Source organism: Herbidospora solisilvae (genome assembly GCF_009901565.1).
Classification (GTDB): domain Bacteria; phylum Actinomycetota; class Actinomycetes; order Streptosporangiales; family Streptosporangiaceae; genus Herbidospora; species Herbidospora solisilvae.
The window spans coordinates 307,855-325,378 of record NZ_WXEW01000003.1; the positions used below are offsets into that span (position 1 = coordinate 307,855).

Annotated in this window: 10 protein-coding genes; 6 read left to right on the forward strand and 4 right to left on the reverse strand. The window is 69.6% G+C overall.

All coding sequences use genetic code 11. From position 1 onward, the window contains the following. The first annotated feature begins 96 nt into the window (after positions 1-96). Positions 97-1,281 carry an ROK family transcriptional regulator gene (locus tag GT755_RS11105; RefSeq protein WP_161479636.1) on the forward strand — a complete coding sequence of 395 codons (1,185 nt, stop codon included), beginning with the start codon at positions 97-99 and terminating at the stop codon, positions 1,279-1,281. Positions 1,282-1,320: 39 nt separating this feature from the next. Here the strand turns inward: GT755_RS11105 and GT755_RS11110 are convergent, their stop codons facing one another. Further along, positions 1,321-6,957 carry a ThuA domain-containing protein gene (locus GT755_RS11110; RefSeq protein ID WP_202609896.1) on the reverse strand — a complete coding sequence of 1,879 codons (5,637 nt, stop codon included), beginning with the start codon at positions 6,955-6,957 and terminating at the stop codon, positions 1,321-1,323. Between the two features lie 196 nt (positions 6,958-7,153). Continuing rightward, positions 7,154-8,431, reverse strand: coding sequence for an esterase-like activity of phytase family protein (locus GT755_RS11115; RefSeq protein ID WP_161479638.1), 1,278 nt, complete (start codon positions 8,429-8,431; stop codon positions 7,154-7,156). Between the two features lie 155 nt (positions 8,432-8,586). On the opposite strand from GT755_RS11115, the gene GT755_RS11120 reads away from it, so the two are divergent. The 4 genes from GT755_RS11120 (at position 8,587) to GT755_RS11135 (ending at position 14,228) form a co-directional block, all read left to right on the forward strand. Further along, positions 8,587-11,310: a helix-turn-helix transcriptional regulator gene (locus GT755_RS11120; RefSeq protein WP_161479639.1), complete on the forward strand. Its 2,724-nt coding sequence runs from the start codon at positions 8,587-8,589 to the stop codon at positions 11,308-11,310. A gap of 54 nt (positions 11,311-11,364) precedes the next feature. Continuing rightward, on the forward strand, positions 11,365-12,186 hold the full coding sequence (locus GT755_RS11125) for an alpha/beta fold hydrolase (protein ID WP_161479640.1): 822 nt from the start codon (positions 11,365-11,367) through the stop codon (positions 12,184-12,186). Beyond that, positions 12,183-12,974: an alpha/beta hydrolase gene (locus tag GT755_RS11130; RefSeq protein ID WP_161479641.1), complete on the forward strand. Its 792-nt coding sequence runs from the start codon at positions 12,183-12,185 to the stop codon at positions 12,972-12,974. The genes GT755_RS11125 and GT755_RS11130 overlap by 4 nt, the downstream gene beginning before the upstream one ends. A 291-nt stretch (positions 12,975-13,265) precedes the next feature. Next, positions 13,266-14,228: a glycoside hydrolase family 11 protein gene (locus tag GT755_RS11135; RefSeq protein ID WP_161479642.1), complete on the forward strand. Its 963-nt coding sequence runs from the start codon at positions 13,266-13,268 to the stop codon at positions 14,226-14,228. Positions 14,229-14,286: 58 nt separating this feature from the next. Here GT755_RS11135 and GT755_RS11140 read toward each other — a convergent pair whose 3' ends face one another. Both GT755_RS11140 and GT755_RS11145 read right to left on the reverse strand, forming a co-directional pair. Further along, positions 14,287-15,957 (reverse strand): choice-of-anchor P family protein, encoded by a 1,671-nt coding sequence (locus GT755_RS11140; RefSeq protein ID WP_161479643.1) that lies wholly within the window; start codon positions 15,955-15,957, stop codon positions 14,287-14,289. 113 nt (positions 15,958-16,070) lie between these two features. After that, on the reverse strand, positions 16,071-16,664 hold the full coding sequence (locus tag GT755_RS11145) for a TetR/AcrR family transcriptional regulator (RefSeq protein WP_161479644.1): 594 nt from the start codon (positions 16,662-16,664) through the stop codon (positions 16,071-16,073). An 88-nt stretch (positions 16,665-16,752) separates the two neighbouring features. Between GT755_RS11145 and GT755_RS11150 the strand changes: the two genes are divergently transcribed. Then, entirely contained in the window at positions 16,753-17,523 is a 771-nt protein-coding gene (locus tag GT755_RS11150; RefSeq protein ID WP_161479645.1) for an SDR family NAD(P)-dependent oxidoreductase, read from the forward strand. Position 17,524: the final 1 nt, after the last annotated feature.

Here is a 17,524-nt window from a genome sequence, read left to right on the forward strand (position 1 = left end):
GTAAATTGTTTCGGGGACATGGTCTAGAAGTTACGTACGGTCCAACTAATCTTTTGATTTTTCAGACGAAAGTAGCTTGTGAGGTAGTTTTTTCCCGTGAAGACCAACCGCCCGGAGAACCCGCACCAGGCCGCGCTGCTGCGCCTTCTCCGCGACGGGCCCAGGTCCCGAGCCCAGCTCAACGACCTCACCTCCGACGGGATGTCACGGTCCAAGCTCAACGCCGAGCTCGACCGCCTGATCGAGCTCGACCTGGCCGAACCCGACGGCTTCGCCGAGTCGCGGGGCGGCCGGCGGTCCGGCCTCGTCAGGTTGTCGGCCACCACCCGTTTCGCGGCCATCGACATCGGCGCCACCTCGGTCGACGTCGCCGTCACCGACGGGGAGCTCAACGTGCTGGGCCACGTCAGCGAGCCGATCGACATAAGGAACGGCCCCGCCCCGGTGCTCGACCGGGTCTTCGACCTCGTCGGGAAACTCCGGGAGCAGGGGCTCTACCGGCAGCTCAACGGGGCCGGCATCGGCGTGCCGGGGCCGGTGAGCTTCGCCGAGGGCGTGCCGGTGGTGCCGCCGATCATGCCCGGCTGGAACCGCTACCCGCTGCGCGAGACGGTCAGCCAGGAACTCGCGTGCCCCGCGATGCTCGACAACGACGTGAACCTGATGGCGCTCGGCGAGCTGCACGCCGGAGTCGCCCGCCAGGTCGACGACTTCCTGCTGGTCAAGATCGGCACCGGGGTCGGCTGCGGCATCGTGGTCGACGGCCGGATCTACCGGGGCGTGTCCGGCAGCGCCGGAGACATCGGCCACATGATGGTCGACGAAGACGGGCCGCTCTGCCCGTGCGGCAACATCGGCTGCCTGGAGGCCTACTTCGGCGGCTCCGCGCTGGCCGCCCAGGCCGAGTCGGCCGCCCGCAACGGGACCTCACCCCATCTGGCCGCGCGCCTGGCCGCCACGGGGTCGGTGACCGCCGAAGACGTCGCCATGGCCGCCGCGCAGGGCGATCCGGTGGCCATCCAGCTGATAAGGGACGGCGGGCGCCGGGTCGGCCAGGTGCTCGCCGGGCTCGTCAGCTTCTTCAACCCCGGCCTGGTGATCATCGCGGGCGGGGTGGCCCGCCTGGGGCACATCCTGCTGGCCGAGATCCGCAGCGTCGTCTACCGGCGGTCGCTGCCGCTGGCGACCGGCAACCTGCCGATCGTGTTGTCGGAGCTGGAGGACGTCGCGGGTGTGGTGGGCGCCGCCCGGCTCATCAGCGACCACGTGTACTCCGCATGAGAAGACCGGGGCGCCTCCGAAGAGGCGCCCCGGCTTGGACTAGCTGTAGTACTCGATCAGGGCCGCGGCGTCCCGGAGGAAGGTCGCCTTCGCCTCGGCGTTGTCGACGATCTTGGGATCGTTCACCGCCTCGACGAACCGCTCAAGCTTCTTGATGATCTTCGGCTTGTCGCGGTCGCGGCCCTTGTCCTCCGACACCATGACCTTCGCGATGTCGTCCTGGAGCTTCGCGGCCCCGGTCGCCGAGAGCTTCCCGGCTGCCTGGAACCGCTCGATCAGGAGCGAGATGTCGTCGGTCGAGGTCGTGGTCGTGAACCTGACCTCCTTGGTGTACGTCCCGCCGGCCTCGGTCGTGACGGTCACCAGGAGGATGTGCTCGCCCAGGGCGAGCTTGTGGAGCGGCTGGATCGAGCCCGAGACGTACGGCTGGCCGTCGAGCGTGCCGGTCACCGTCTTGACGCCGGCGCCCGCCACCTCCCAGGCGATCGTCACGTCGGAGCCGTCACCGTAGGCGCCGCCGCCCTCGATCCCGGTGATCACGATGGTCGGCTCGGTGTCCTCGATCGTGATCGTCGCGGCCTTGGTCTCCTCGACGTTGCCGGCCTTGTCGATCGCCCGGTAGCGGAGCTCGTGGTCGCCCACGCCGGTCACGGCGACCGCGGCGGTGTAGGTCGTCCAGTCGCCGCCGTCGAGGCTGTACTCGATTTTCTCCACGCCCGAGGTGGCGTCGGTCGCGGCCAGCGCCACCTGGTTCCCCGGCAGGAAGTCCGCCGTGGTCAGGGGGGTGGTCGCGTCGACCTTCAGGGCCAGCGACCTGGCCGGCTCGACGTTGCCGGCCTTGTCGACCGACCGGTAGTTCAGCGTGTGCGGGCCGTCGCCGGTCACCACGACCGGTTCGACGTACGTCGTCCACGCGCCGCCGTCGAGCTGGAACTCGCTCTTCTCCACACCGCTGCCGCCGGCGTCGTCGGTGGCGGCCAGCGCCACCTGGACCAGGCTGGTGAACCAGCCGCTGGCCGGGAGCGCCGGGTTCGGCGTCGCGGTCGTGGCCGGGGCGGTGGTGTCGCTGCTCGGCTGGGTCACCTTGAAGTAGTCGAACTTGGCCGGCTTCGCCGCCGTCTGGTTGGCGCCCAGGGCGAACAGGCCGATCCGGCCCGCGCCGACCGCCGTGTTGGTCACGGCCTCGGCGATGTTCGTCCAGGTGGTGCCGTCGGCCGAGTAGGAACCGCGGAAGGTGGTGCCGGTCTTCTGCAGGCGCAGGTACCAGACGCCCTGGGTGAGGTTGTTCGCGCCGGGCTGCGGGTTCTGCACCGAACCGCCGACCTCGCTGCGCAGCTCGATGCGGCGGGTGACCGCCGAGCCGGCCGTGTTGTCGGTGAGGAAGTCGAACTTCACGTAGTTGTCGTCGTCGACGTGCACGATCAGACCACCCTGGTGGTACTGCTCGTTGAACGCCGAGCCGTCGAGCTTGGTCTCCAGGGTCCAGTCGCCCGAGGGCGCGGTCTGGAGGATGAAGTTCTTCGGCGCGGTGTTGGCCGTGCCGTAGATGTCACCCTGCGCGGTGTCGATCTCCAGGTTGCCGCCGGCGACGCGGTGGGTGGCGGCGTCCGGGCGGACGACCGCGTTCCACCGGCAGACGTCGAGCGCGGTGCCGTCGAACTCGTCGTTCGGGCCCGGCTTGACGGCCTTGTCGTCGGGGGTGATGTGGAACCAGTCGAAGGCGGCGTCGACGATCGGGCGGGTGCCCGAACCGGCCAGCGAGACCAGGCCGATGCGCGGGTTGGTGATCCCGGCCAGCGACTTGGTCTGCGTCATCGCGGTGAAGGTCGCGCCGTCCTGCGAGTAGTGCGCGGTGATGTTGGCGCCGTCGCTGACGAACCGCACGTAGACGGTGTCGGAGTAGGCGTCGCCGAGGGTGGGCGAGTTGCTGGCGGCGACCTCGTTCGGCACGCCGTTCTCCTCGCGGATGAACTGGAACACGCGGTTGGCGTGGTCGTTCGCGCCGCGCGCCTGGAGCACCATCTTGGCGTAGTTGTCGTCGTCGCCGTAGATGAGCAGGCCCGCCTGCTGATACTGGTTACGGGCGTCCATGGTGAACTTCGCGGTGGCCGTCCACGCGCCCTGCGGCGCGGGCTGGAGCACGATGTTCGGGGTGCCCGTGTTGTTGGTGCCGTAGATGTCGGTCAGCGAGGTCGGCAGGATGACCTTGCCGTCCTGGACCCGCAGGTTCTGGTCCTCGCGGATGACCGACCAGCGGTCACGGTTGAGCGACGTGCCCAGGAAGTCGTCGGAACGACCCGAGAAGCACGTGCTGGTGACGGCGTCCACCCTGATGGCCACCGACGCGGTGGTGGCCGCGCCGCGGGCGTCGGTCACGGTCACCGAGGCGGTGTGCGTGCCGGGGGCCGCGTAGGTGTTGCTCGCCGTCGCGGTCGTCGGCCCGAAGTTCCACTTGTACGTCAGCGGCGTGTCCCCATCGGGATCGGTCGCCGTGGCGGTGAAGTCGACCTTCAGCGGAGCCGTGCCCGACAGCGGGCTGGCCGTGACCGTCACGGCGGGGCGCTGGTTCTCGGTGACGCCCTTGCCGATGAAGTCGATCCAGTTGAAGTTGAGCAGCGAGTCACCCGCCGCCGCGCTCGCCGGCTTGCGCAGCACGAAGAACAGCGGCCCGGTCGTCGCCGGAGCACTGTTCAGGGTCAGCGTGACGTCCTTGTACGTCTGCCACGCCCCCGTCGGGGTGATGTCGATCTGGCCGACCACCGGGCCGTCGTCCGGGTTGCCGGTCTTCACGAGCACGGTGCCGCCCACGCCGGCCGAGGCCGTGCGGAACCGGATCTGGGAGATGCCGCCCAGGTTGATCGGGGTGAAGGAGAACCAGTCGCCGTCCTGGGTGAACCCGATGTTCTGGTTGCCGCCCTGGGTGTCGCCGGTGTTCTCGATCTGCACGCCCGGGGCGTCGGTGCCCACGCCGTCGGCGACGCGGCCGGTGCCCGAGAAGTGCTCGGCCTGCTTGCGCTTGGGCTGGAGGATGACCTCGGCCCGGCCGGTCAGCGACTGCGAACCGCCCTGGCCGCCCTTGTCGGCGTACGTCGCCTCAAGGATGTAGAAGAGGTTGTCGTCGATCCCGTGACCGCTGTCGGTCAGGGTCTGGATGGTGCCCGAACAACCCTCGTGCTGGTCGAGCGGGTGACCGTGGCTGTCGTGACCCAGGTAGGCCTGGATCTTGACGTCGTCGCAGTCGATCGTGCCGTCCTCGGGGTCGGTGACGGTGATCTTGTAGTTCACCTGGTCGCCGAACTCGAAGAAGCCGCCGTTCGGGGGCAGGTCGAGGGTGACGGTCGGGCGGGTGTTGCCCGCGTTGATCGGCAGGTTGGCGGTGCCGGTCAGACCGTCGGGGTTGGTCACCGTGAGCACGGCGCTGAACTGGCCGGCCTGGGTGTAGGTGTGGCTCGGGTGCTGCTCCGTCGAGTCGGTCGAGCCGTTCCCGTCGAAGTCCCAGGCGTAGGTCAGCGGCTTGCCGTCGGGGTCGCTGGAGCCCTGGCTGGAGAACTGCACGGCCAGCGGGGCCGGGCCGTCGGTCTTGTCGGCCGTGATCCGGGCGATCGGCGGGCGGGTGCCCTTCACGTAGTCGATGCGGTAGATGCCGGAGTCGGCGTTGTCGCCGCCGAAGCCGGAGCCCCACTCGATCAGGTAGAGCGCGCCGTCGGGGCCGAACTTGATGTCCATCGGCCGCTTGAACGCCATCGAGCCGAGGATCTGGTTGATCTTGACCTGGCTGGTGCCGGGCTCGTCGAGCAGGAACGAGAACATCTTGTTCGTGTTCCACTCACCCATGATCGCCTTGCCGTCCCAGTAGGCCGGCCACTTGCGGTCCGACTCGATCGCCGGGTCGAAGCGGTAGACCGGCCCCGCCATGGGGGCGCCGCCGTTCAGCTCGGGGAAGCTGTTCGGGTTGGTCTGGCTGACGTAGTGGATGTTCGCCGGGATCGCGGGCGGGAGGTTGGTCAGGCCCGTGTTGTTCGGCGAGTTGTTGACCAGGTTGGTGCAGTTGAACGCCTGGCCGGACACCCGGGTGCCGAAGTTGTAGTCGATGTACGGCGTGTTGCCGCCCACGCAGTACGGCCAGCCGTAGTTGCCCGGCTTGCTGACGAGGTTCCACTCCACGGTGCCCTGCGGGCCGCGGTTGGGGTTGGCGGCGCCCGCGTCGGGGCCGTAGTCGGCCACCATGAGCAGGCCGGTCTTGGCGTCCAAGCCCACGCGGAACGGGTTGCGGAAGCCCATCGCGTAGATCTCGGGACGGGTCTGGGCGGTACCCGGGGGGAACAGGTTGCCCTCGGGGATCGTGTACGTGCCGTCGGCCTGCGGGCGGATGCGCAGGACCTTGCCGCTCAGGTCGTTGGTGTTGCCCGCGGTGCGCTGGGCGTCCCAGGCGGCGCGGCCGGCCTGCTCGTCGATCGGCGTGTAGCCGTCGGAGGCGAACGGGTTGGTGTTGTCGCCCGTGGTCAGCCACAGGTCGCCGGTCTTGTGGTCGATCGCCAGGCCGCCGCCGTGGTGGCAGCACTCGGCGCGCTGGACCGGGATGTTGAGGACCTGGACCTCGCTCGCCAGGTCGAGGGTGTCGCCGGTGACCGTGAAACGGCTCAGGCGGTCGACGTTGACGCCGGCGGGGGAGTAGTAGACGTACACCCAGCCGTTGGTGGCGAAGTTCGTGTCCAGCACCAGGCCCATGAGGCCGGCCTCGTTGGCGGTGTAGACGTTGAACCGGGCGGCCGTGACGGTGGCGCCGCTGGGCTTGATGATGCGGAAGTCACCGAGGCGGTCGATGTAGAAGACGCGGCCGTCCTTGGCGACGTCCAGCATCATCGGGTTCGAGGTGTTGTCGTCGAGGGTGACCTTCTCGAAGCTGGAGCTCTGCGAGGCCGCGCAGTCGGCCTTCTCGACGCCCGCCGCCGTGCGGATGCCGCCGAGCAGCATCTTGGTGAAGTTGGCCTCGACGAAGCTCTCCTTGGTGTGGCCGAGGCCGGTGTACCAGGAGCGGCCGCCGTCGTAGTCCTGGCACCAGGAGATCGGGTGGTCGATCCCCATCGTGCCGCCGGTGTAGGACTTCTCGTCGAGCGACTGGAGCACGTGCACGGTGCTGCGCGGGTTGGTCTGGTAGTCGTACCACTCGTCGACCCGGGTCCAGGTCGTCGGCAGGTGCGCCGTGGACGGGTGGGCCGGGTCCTCGGTCCTGAGGGTGGCCTGCTGGGTGGCCGGGTGGGACTTGAAGTAGCCGCCGACCAGCTTGCCGTACCACTCCCAGTTGTAGTGGGTGTCGGAGGCCGAGTGGATGCCCGCGAAACCGCCGCCGCCCTGGATGTACTTCTCCAGGGCCTCCCGCTCGGACGCGTTGCTCAGCGGGTCGCCGGTGGTCGACAGGAAGACGACCGCCGCGTACTGCGCGAGGTTGGCGTCGGTGAAGGCCGCGCTGTTCTCGGTGGCGTCGACGGCGAAGTTGTTCTCCGTGCCGAGCTTCTGGATCGCGGCGATGCCGTCGGGGATCGAGTCGTGCCGGAAACCGGTCGTCTTGGAGAAGACGAGGATCTTGAACTCGGGATCAGCCGCCGCTGCGGCGGCCTGCGCCTGGGCGTGCGCGGCCACCGGCGGCGTCAAAGGCAGCACGAGGGCAGCGGCCAAGAGGAGAACCTTGGCCAGCCTTCGAAAAGGCATGAGAGACCTTTCCTGACAGGAGGGAGACAGTCAGGCAAAGCGCGCGCGCCGATCACGCTGCCACGTATTCAGTTAGCCGGAGATGCCACTCCCCGGGTGATTAATGAGGTTTGTAACACGGATGTTTCCGCTGGGCACAGGGGTGATCAGGTAACGATTGCGATCAGTGCAGCGGCTTCGGCAGCCTGATCGTCACGATGCGGCTCTTCACGCCGCTGTCGACGAGGCGTCCGTCGGCCCCGAACTCGCCCAGCCCGAAGTCGTTGTCGTTGGCCACCACGATGGTCTTCGGGTCGAGCACCGCCAGGCCCTCGACCTTGCCCGGCAGCGTCGGGGCCACCTTCGACAGGTCGGCGACGAGCGTCTTCGGCGCCGGGCGCACCTGCGTCAGGTCGGTCAGCGCCTCCAGCGAGGGGGTGGTGGACGTCTGGTCGTACCGGCCGCCGAGGAGGTTCTCCGCCTTGGCCAGGTCGATCTCGTAGACGTGCGCGACCCGGTCGGTGCGCTCGTCGACCAGGATCCGGTCACCCGCGACGTGGGCCAGGCCGGAGATCTTCATCTGGCTCTGGTCGCCGTTGTACGACGGGTCGAACGTTTTGATGTCCTCGAACCGGTAGGCGTACTCGCCGGTGACCCGGCCGCGCCGGAGGTCGAACGTGAGGATGCGCGCGGTCCGCGAGGTGTCGCCGACGGCCTTCGTCGGGTTCTGCAGCGGGCTCTGCACCGCCAGGTAGAGGGTGTTCCCGTTGATCGCCAGGCCCTCGAAGCCGCGGTTCTGCGGCCGGAGCGACAGGATGCCGGGCAGCACGTCCTTCACCGGGTAGTCGGCCCCGGTCAGGTTCAGGCCCTCGGGCACGTACCGGGCGATGACCCGGCCCTTCGACGACACGTGCAGCAGCGACGGGCCGTACTCGTCGACCAGCCAGAAGTCGCCGTGCCGGTCGACCACGACGTCCTCGGTGTCGACGCCGCTCGGGTTGTAGCCGAGCTTGGTCAGGCCGTCCCAGGTGTAGGGCGGCTCGTCGTGGCCCGCCTGGTTCGACATGCCGGTGACGGGCCGGCCCGAGCGGCCGGTGATCGGGATCCACTGCTTGACCTCGACGCGGTGCCGGGTCGACACGCGGGCGATGGCCGGGGCGAACTCGGGGATCGGGAAGGTACGCCGCTTCTCTCCCGCGATCGTCGGCTGCCCGTTGGGGCCGCGGTCGGTGACCATCCAGAACTCGCCGCTCCGGGAGGCGGGGAACAACCCGGAACCGATACCGCCCAGCTTCACGCCCCGGTCGTCGGCGATCGACGACTGGAGCTCCTGCAACGGAATCGAGGGGATGGTGACGTCCGCGACGACGACCGGGGCGGGCGCGGGCTTCGCCGTGGCCGTGCCGGGGACGGCGAGCGTCGCGGCGGCCAGGGCCAGACCGGCGAGGGCGGGACGGAACATCGGCGTACCTTCCGTTATGTCACAAGATTGCCAGCCGACCACCGTAATGACCGATATTGAACGGCGGGCCTCATCCCGATGAAGGGAAACCGGCGGGTGGGCTGTCGGGGGGTCGTGCCTTCCGGCCCGCCGGAGAGATCTGGTGTGATTGGTCCGTGTTGAGGCTCCTCGGGCGGGATGACGAGCAACGTCGGCTGGAACTCCTCTTCGGCAACGCGCGCAACGGGCATGGCGGGTCGTTGCTGATCACCGGCGAGCCCGGGATCGGCAAGACGGCCCTGCTGGAGGCGACGACCACCGGCGCGGCCGGGCTCCGCCTGATCCGGCTCGACGGGTTCGAGTCGGAGATGGAGTTGCCGTTCGCGGCCATCCAGCGGCTGACGATCCCGTTGAGCGGCCACTTCCCGGCCCTGCCCGACCGGCAGCGTGAGGCGATCAGGGTCGCCTCCGGCCTGGCCGAGGGGCCGCCGCCCGACCGCTTCCTGGTCGGTCTCGGGGTGCTGGGGCTGTTCGCGGCGGCGGCGGGCGAGACGCCGATCGTGTGCGCGGTCGACGACGCCCACCTGCTCGACCAGGAGAGCCTCGACGTCATGGCGTTCGTGGCGCGCCGCATCGCGGTCGAGCCGGTGGCGCTGCTGTTCGCCGCCCGTGACGAGGACGGCCTGGCCTCCCGGCTCGCCGGGGTGCCCGAGCTCCTGCTCGAAGGGCTCGCCCAGGAGTCGGCGACCGCGCTGCTGCTCCGGTCGTTGTCGGCCCCGATCGACCCGGCGTCGGCGGCGGCCATCGCCCGCGCCACCGGCGGCAACCCGCTCGCGCTGATCGACCTGGCCGAAGAGGCCCGCGACATGACCGGTCTGGGCTTCGGCGACGACCCGATCCCGGTCGGCCGCCGCCTGGAGGCCCACTACGCCCGCCGTCTCGGCCACACCGATCCGCGGGTACGCCTCTGGGTCCTCCTCGCCGCCGCCGACACCACCGGCAACCTCGACCTGATCACCTCGGCCGCCCGCGAGCTGGGCCTCGACGACGAGGTCGCCGAGCGGGCCGAGGCGATCGGGCTGGTCGAGCTGCACGAGACCGTCCGGTTCCGGCACCCGCTGGTCAGGTCGGCCGCCTACAACGCCTCGTCGGGCACCGACCGCAGGCGCACTCACCGGGGACTCGCCCGGGCCGCCGCCGCGCTGGGCATGGTCGAGCTCGAAGCCTGGCACGCCGCCAAGGCCACCGTCGGCACCGACGCCCGGGTGGCCGACCGGCTGGAGCACGCCGCCGACCTGGCCGCCCGCCGAGGCGGCTTCGCGTCCCGGGCCAGCATCCTCACCCGTGCCGCCGAGCTCACCCCGTCGGGGCCGGTCAGGAACTCCCGGCTGGTCGGCGCGGCCGAGGCGGCGCTCGCGGTGGGCGCGGTGAAGGTCGCGGGCGATCTGCTCGCCCACGTCGACGAGAGCACCGCCGGGCCCGTCGAGCAGGGCCGGGCCATCGTGGTGCGGTGCGCGCTGGCCATGTTCTCGGCCGACGCGCGGCTGCTGCCCTCGGCGGCGGCCGAGCTGGTCCGGGCGGCCGACGCCTTCCAGGGCCGTGACCTCGAACGAGAGCGGCGCGCGCTGCTGCGGGCATATGAGGCCTGCGCCGTCAGCGACCGCCTGACGGCCGGGATCAGCCAGGAGGACTTGGGGCGGCGCATCAGCGCCGGGGCGGCCGGCGGCGGGCCCTACGCGGAGATCCTGGCCGGCATCGGCGCGCTCATCCTGCTGCCCTACAAGGAGGCGGTGCCGCGCGTCCGGGCCGCGTTCGACGCGATCCTGACGCTGCCCGACCACGAGATGATGCACATGGGCTCGGCCATCGCCGCGCTCGGCGCGTTCCTGTGGGACGACGGCAGACGCCGCGCGGGGCTCGCCCGCGCCGCCGCGGCCGCCCGGGAGATGGGCGCGCTGCAGGCCCTCGACACCCTGCTCTGGGTGATCTCCCTCGCCGAGCTGATGGGCGGTTCGATCCGCCTCGCGCAGGAGGCGATGGAGCAGGTTCGGGAAGTGCGCCTGGCGATGGGCTACGACGCGGAGCACGTCATCAACGCCTCGCTGATGAGCTGGACCGGCTCCCCCCGGCACGTCGTGCTCGCGATCGCGGAGGGGGCCAACGCGCTCGGCTTCGGCGGGGTCGGCGCCACCGCCGTCGGGGCCGTCGGGCTGCGCGACCTCGCCGAAGGCGCCTACCGCGACGCGTACGACCGGCTCAGGCCGCTGATCGTCGATCCGTTCCTGCAGGTGACGCCGATCGAGTACCCCGACTTCGTGGAGGCCGCCGTCCGCAGCGGGCACGCCGCCGAAGCCCGGCCCGTCGTCGACGAGCTGCTGGCGAGGGCCGAGGCCAACGGGTCGGCGTGGTGCCGGGGCGTGGCCCAGCGGTCTTTGGCCCTGATCAGCGACGACGCCGCCGCCGAGGCCTGCTACACCTCGGCGGTCGAGGCCCTCGGCACGACCACCGTGGAGATCGACCTGGCCAGGACCCACCTTCTCTACGGGGAATGGCTCCGCCGCCAGCGCCGCAGACGGGAGGCCGGGGAGCAGTTCCAGCTCGCGATCGGGCTCTTCGAACGGAACGGCGCGGACATGTTCGTACCGAGGACGAAGGCGGAACTCGAAGCGGTCGGCCTGAAAGCGGCGGCCCGGAGCGGGTCGGAGTTGCCCGACCTGACCACGCAGGAGCTGACCATCGCCCGGCTGGCCGGGCAGGGCCACACCAACGCCGAGATCGCCGCCACGCTCTTCATCAGCGCCAACACCGTCGACTACCACCTGCGGAAGGTGTTCCAGCGACTCGGCATCTCCTCCCGCCGCCAACTCGCCGACAAACTACGTGAATCGCGTGGTACGTAGCCACCCTCCTCCGCGCGACGCTCGAGTCACCCCACTCGAGCCAAGGAGGCCACAGTGCCCTTTGTCACCGCGGATGACGGTGCGCGGATCTTCTACAAGGACTGGGGGACCGGGGGTTCCCCGGTCCTGTTCAGCCACGGCTGGCCGCTGAACGCCGACGCCTGGGAGGCCTCGGCCCTGTTCATGGCGAACAACGGCCACCGCGCCATCGCTCATGACCGGCGCGGCCACGGCCGTTCGTCGCAGACCTGGCACGGCAACGAGATGGACACCTACGCCGACGACCTGGCCTGCCTGATCGAGCACCTCGACCTGCGCGACCTCACCCTCGTCGGTCACTCGACCGGCGGCGGCGAGATCGTGCACTACATCGGCCGGCACGGCACCGCGCGGGTCGCCCGCGTCGTGCTCGTCGGCGCGGTGCCGCCGCTCATGCTGAAGACCGACGACAACCCGGAGGGCCTGCCGATCGAGGTGTTCGACGGGATCCGGGCCGGTGAGCTGGCGAACCGTTCGCAGCTCTACCGCGACCTGGCCGACGGCCCGTTCTTCGGCCACAACCGCAGGGGCGACGTGGCGCAGGGCTTCCGCGACGCGTTCTGGCTGCAGAGCATGGCCTGCGGGCACCGGGCCGCCTACGAGTGCATCGCCGCGTTCTCGGCCACCGACTTCCGTCCCGACCTCGCCAAGATCGACGTCCCGACGCTGGTCATCCACGGGGACGACGACCAGATCGTGCCGTTCGAGGTGGGCGGCGAGCGCTCGGCCGCCCTGATCGACGGCGCCGTCCTCAAGGTGTACGAGGGCAGCGGCCACGCCCTGCCCGACACCGACCGCGACCGCCTCCACGCCGACCTCCTGGAGTTCATCTCATGACGACCGTCGTACTCGTCCACGGCCTGTGGGTCACGCCCCGGAGCTGGGAGCAGTGGGTCCCCCACCTGGAGTCCAAGGGCGTGAAGGTGCTCACCCCGGGCTACCCCGGCTTCGAGATCGAGGTCGAGGCGCTGCGGGAGAACCCCGACGTCATCGCCAACCTGACCGTCACCGAGACGGTCGCCCACCTGGCCTCGGTGATCGAGGCCGAGCCCGAGCCGCCGATCATCATGGGCCACTCGTTCGGCGGCACGCTCACCCAGCTGCTGCTGGCCAAGGGGCTGGGCGCGGCCGGCGTCGTGATCGACTCCGCGCCGACCGAGGGCGTGCGGGTCAACCCGATCTCGCAGGCCAGGTCGCTGTTCCCGGCGCTGAAGAACCCCGCCAACCGGCACCGCGCCGTCGGCTTCACGCCGGAGGAGTGGCACTACGCCTTCACCAACACCCTGTCGGAGGAGGACTCGCGCGCCGTCTGGGAACGGTACGCGATCGCCGCGCCCGGCTACTGGGTCTGGGAGTACGGCCTGTTCGCCAACTTCAAGCCCGGCCACCAGGACACGTGGGTCGACTACGACGCCGACCGCGCGCCCCTGCTGTTCATCGCCGGGGAGAAGGACCACATCATGCCGCCGTCGGTGAACAGGTCCAACGCCAAGCACTACAAGAACTCGCCCGCCCTGACGGACTACCACGAGTTCGAGGGCCGCGACCACTGGACCTGCGGCGCCCCCGGCTGGGAGGCCGTCGCCGACTACGCCCTGGAGTGGGCCCTGAAGCACAGGCGCTGACGTTCCGCGGAGCCCGCTTCCCCGTCCGCGGGGGAGCGGGCTTTTCGCTCGAAGCCCGAAAGTTTCTTTCTCCCTGCCTGGCGGGGGTGTCCCGTTCATCTGGTTACATCGAGCAAAGCCATTCTGTGGATGTGGTTTGACCTGCATATTCGCCGCTGAGCTGCACGTTCAGATTTCGGAGATGTTTCTGAAAGTTGTTGACAGCCCGGATGCTCCCGCCGACACTTTCGGGGATACCGATCCGCTCCCGTCGGTCGTACCGAGCCCCCAAGGCAGGGAGGAAGCACTTCCATGAAAAAAGGCTTAGCGGCCGTAGGTGTCTGGGCCACGGTGATGGCCATGATCACGATGTTGCCGGGCATCGCCCAGGCGGCCGTGACCACCAACCAGACCGGTACCAACAACGGCTACTGGTACTCCTTCTGGACTGACGCCCAGGGCACGGTCTCGATGGAGCTCGGCTCCGGCGGCAACTACAGCACCTCGTGGCGCAACACCGGCAACTTCGTCGCCGGCAAGGGCTGGCAGACCGGTGGCCGCAGGACGGTGTCCTACTCGGGCAGCTTCAACCCGTCGGGAAACGCATACCTGACCCTCTACGGGTGGACTCGTAACCCGCTGATCGAGTACTACATCGTCGACAACTGGGGCACCTACCGGCCGACCGGCTCCTTCAAGGGCACGGTGACCAGCGACGGCGGCACCTACGACATCTACGAGACGACCCGCACCAACGCGCCCTCGATCGAGGGCACCCGGACGTTCAAGCAGTTCTGGAGCGTGCGCCAGCAGAAGAAGACCGGCGGCACCATCACCGCGGGCAACCACTTCGACGCGTGGTCGCGGGCCGGCATGCAGCTCGGCAACCACGACTACATGATCATGGCGACCGAGGGCTACCAGAGCAGCGGCAGCTCCAACATCACGATCGGCGGCGGCACCAACCCGCAGCCCACCCCGACCCCCACCGGCGGTGGCGGCGGCGGAGGCGGCTGCACGGCGTCGTTGTCGGCGGGCCAGTCGTGGAGTGACCGCTACAACCTGAACGTCTCGGTCAGCGGTTCGAGCAACTGGACGGTGACGATGAACGTGCCGTCCCCCGCGAAGATCAGCTCGACGTGGAACATCACCGCGTCCTACCCGAACGCGCAGACCCTGACGGCACGGCCCAACGGCAGTGGCAACAACTGGGGCGTGACGATCATGCGCAACGGCAACAACACGTGGCCGACGGTGTCCTGCCAGGCAGGCTGACCCGTCGACCGACGGAAAGCCCAGGTGATCGGCGCCTGGGCTTTCCGCCTGTTGTCAGTTAGGCCGACGGGCAGGACTGGCCGGGCAGGGTCAGCGAGGCGCGGGCGTGGCTGATGACGACGTCCACCCCTGCGATCGTCGTGACGTGGACGGCGTTGACCTTGATGCCGGTGCCGTTCCCGTAGGGCACCCGCTCGTTGAGGACGATCTTCGCCACCAGCGGGATGGTGATCGTGTGGTTCACCGGCGGGTTCGTGATGGCCGATCCGTTGACCTTGAGCGCGGTGAAGGTGGTCGTGCCCGAGGTGGTGACCGTCCCGCTCCCGGTGGCGGCCGCCGTCGCCTGGGCGGTGATCTCCTCCGCCGTGACCAGGCCGTTGAGCAGGTTCAGCTTCGCGGTGGTGGCCTTCGCTCTGGCGGTACGCAACCCGTCGGGCCCCACCGTGCCGGAGGCCTCCGTGGTGAGCACCCCGAGCGAGGCGACGGCCGGGAGCACCGCGGTCAGCAGCGAGTCGTGGTCGGAGCCGGGCGTGGCCGTGCAGGTGACGTCGGACGGAACCAGCGCCGGGCCGCCGATCAGCGGCGCGGTGACCTTGGCGGCGTGGGCGTGCGCGTCGAACTTGTGCTCCGGCGCGACGAACGTCACCGACGCGCACGCGGTCGCGTTGTTCATGCCGACCCGGTCGGAGACGTCGGCCGGGCAGGTCGAGTATTCGCCGATGACCCCGGCCTTCACCGGAACGTTGATGGTGCAGCTCGTCACGCCGTCGCCGATCCCGCCGCCGGCGGAGACGACCCCGTTCGCGACCGACACTGAGGGCTGGGCGCAGTCGCTCGTCGGCGTCCCCGCCGGGGTCAGCCCGTCGGGCAGGGCGACCTTGAACGACCAGCCGTTCTTCTCCCGCAGTTCCGAGGTGTTGGTCACGGTCAGCTTGAGCGTGGCGGTCTGCCCGATCGTGGGGCTGCCCGGCGAGTAGGAGACGCCGAGCGCCGGGGTCACGTCGAGCACCCGGACGTTGTCGATCGCCCCGTCGTTGCCGTTGGTGCCGCCCTGGGTGTTGACCAGGCGGATGCCGAGCTGCGAGCCGGAGAACAGGACGGGCGCGTCACTCGTGTAGGTGCCGACCGAGATGCCGCCGATCACCGCTCCGGGGTTGGCGCAGGTGTCGATGGGCTGGCTGAACGTCGGGATCGCGGTGTTCCCGTCGAGCAGGTAGAACACCATCAGCGGATGGGCCACGTTGCAGTTGACCGCCGCCGCGTCGACCGAGAACGTGACGAACCGGTTGCCGCTCCCGATGGACACCGGGTGTTCCGTCTCCAGCTGCACCTTGCCCGAGCCGGGCGGCGTGTGCGTGAAGGCCGTGACGGCGTGGTTCGTGGCCGGGTCGCCGCCCGCCCACTGGCCGAGCGCGCCGGCGAGATCCCGGACGACCGGCCACCAGCCGCCGCACTGCTGCGCGAGCGGAGGCGCGACGGCGGGGTTGAGACGGCTGGCGATGAGGCCGTTGCACGAGGTCAGCCAGGCGGGGTCGGCGGCGTAGGTCATGGCGTGGGGTGCGGGCCCGGTGTAGTCGGTGACCATCACGGGCGCCGTGCCCATGCCGTTCTCGAACTCCTCACTGAAGACGACCTGCGGATCGGCGGGCGCGGCGGTGGCCGCCCGGGGTGACAGGACCGCGGTCAGCGGGATGAGGGTGAGCACGACCGCAGGGACGATGCGTCGCAAAGGTGAAATCCCTTCGTGGCGAACTGGCGGTCCTCAGTTCGTACACAAAGTCTCCGATGAATCACTCTCTGTCAAGAAAGCACTCCTGCATACTCTGTGCAATTGGAGAATGCTTAGAGTGACATTGCTCGGGGCGCTCCCCGGCGCAGGTTCTCTATGGCCTCCGTGAGGCCGATCTCCAGGTAGCGGATGTCGTCGGTGGCGACCAGCATCGTGGCCCCGCCCGCGATCGCGCCGATGAGCTGGGTGGCCACGCGTTCGGCGTCGGCGTCTGGGCGGACCGCCCGCACGCCGTCGGCCACGTGGCGCTGCCAGCGCGCGTACATCCCCGTGATGATCTCTTCGACCGCCGGGTCGGCCAGTCCCAACTGGGCCGTCAGCGCCGACAACGGGCAGCGGCGGCGCTGGGCGGCGTAGCGGGCGATCACGCGGTCGCGCCAGGCCTCCCACTGGGCCCACGAGGTCAGGTCGCTCAGGTAGGGCTGTTGTTCTTCGAGGACGAGTTCGGCCTCGTGGGCGGCCACGGCGAGCAGCATGTCGGCTTTGCCGTCGGGGAAGTAGTGGAAGAGCTGGCTCTTGCTCGTGGCGGTCGCGGCCCGGATGTCGTCGAGACCCACGTTGGCGGGGCCGTGGTCGCGGATGAGCTTGGCGGCGCCTTCGACGATCCGCTGCCTGGTGGCGGCGCCCTTCGGAGTCAGTGCTCTCACCTGGGTACTCTAGCAAAAAATGAACTTGACAGTCCATTTTTGTGGTGGCATTTTGGACTGCACAGTCCACTTTAAAGGGAGCCCATTCATGGACCTGCAGCTCACGGGCAAGCGTGCCCTGGTGACCGGATCGACCGGCGGTCTCGGCGAGGAGATCGCCCGGACCCTCGCCGCCGAGGGGGTCGCGGTCGTCGTCCACGGGAGAGACCGGGACAGGGCCGAGGCGATCGCGGAGGAGATCGGCGGGACCGTCGCCATCGGCGACCTCGCCACCGATGAGGGGGCCGACGCCGTGGCGGAGGCGGCGAAGGAGGTCGACGTCCTCGTCAACAACCTGGGCGTCTTCGACCCCTCGCTGACCTGGGACAGCCTGTCGGCCGACGACTGGAACGACATCTACAACGTCAACGTCGTCGCGTCGGTACGGATGATCAAGAGGTTCGTCCCGGGCATGAGGGAACGGGGCTGGGGGCGGGTCATCCAGATCAGCAGCGCCCTGTCCGACTATCCGATGGACACCCAGCCCCACTATGCCGCCACCAACGCGGCCCGCAACAACCTGGCCGCCTCGCTCTCCCGCGAGCTGAAGGACTCCGGGGTCACCTCGAACGCGGTGGCGGCCGGCGGCATCCTCACGCCGAAGGCGAAGGTCCGGCTGACCGAGCTCGGGCGGCAGTCGGGCTGGGGTGAGACCTGGGAGGACATGGCCGAGACCGCCGGCAGGCGGCTCACCACCATGGTCGACGTCGGGCGGATCGGGCTGCCGCGGGAGTACGCCGACATGGTGACCTTCCTGGCCAGCCCCCGCTCCGCCTACGTCACCGGCGCGACGTTGCGGGTCGACGGAGGGTGGCACTAGA

Excerpts from the sequence above, each read along its gene's own strand:
- GT755_RS11135 (WP_161479642.1), top strand. The coding sequence starts at position 13,266 with ATGAAAAAAGGCTTAGCGGCCGTAGGTGTCTGGGCCACGGTGATGGCC.
- GT755_RS11115 (WP_161479638.1), bottom strand. The coding sequence starts at position 8,431 with ATGTTCCGTCCCGCCCTCGCCGGTCTGGCCCTGGCCGCCGCGACGCTC.
- GT755_RS11150 (WP_161479645.1), top strand. The coding sequence starts at position 16,753 with ATGGACCTGCAGCTCACGGGCAAGCGTGCCCTGGTGACCGGATCGACC.
- GT755_RS11130 (WP_161479641.1), top strand. The coding sequence starts at position 12,183 with ATGACGACCGTCGTACTCGTCCACGGCCTGTGGGTCACGCCCCGGAGC.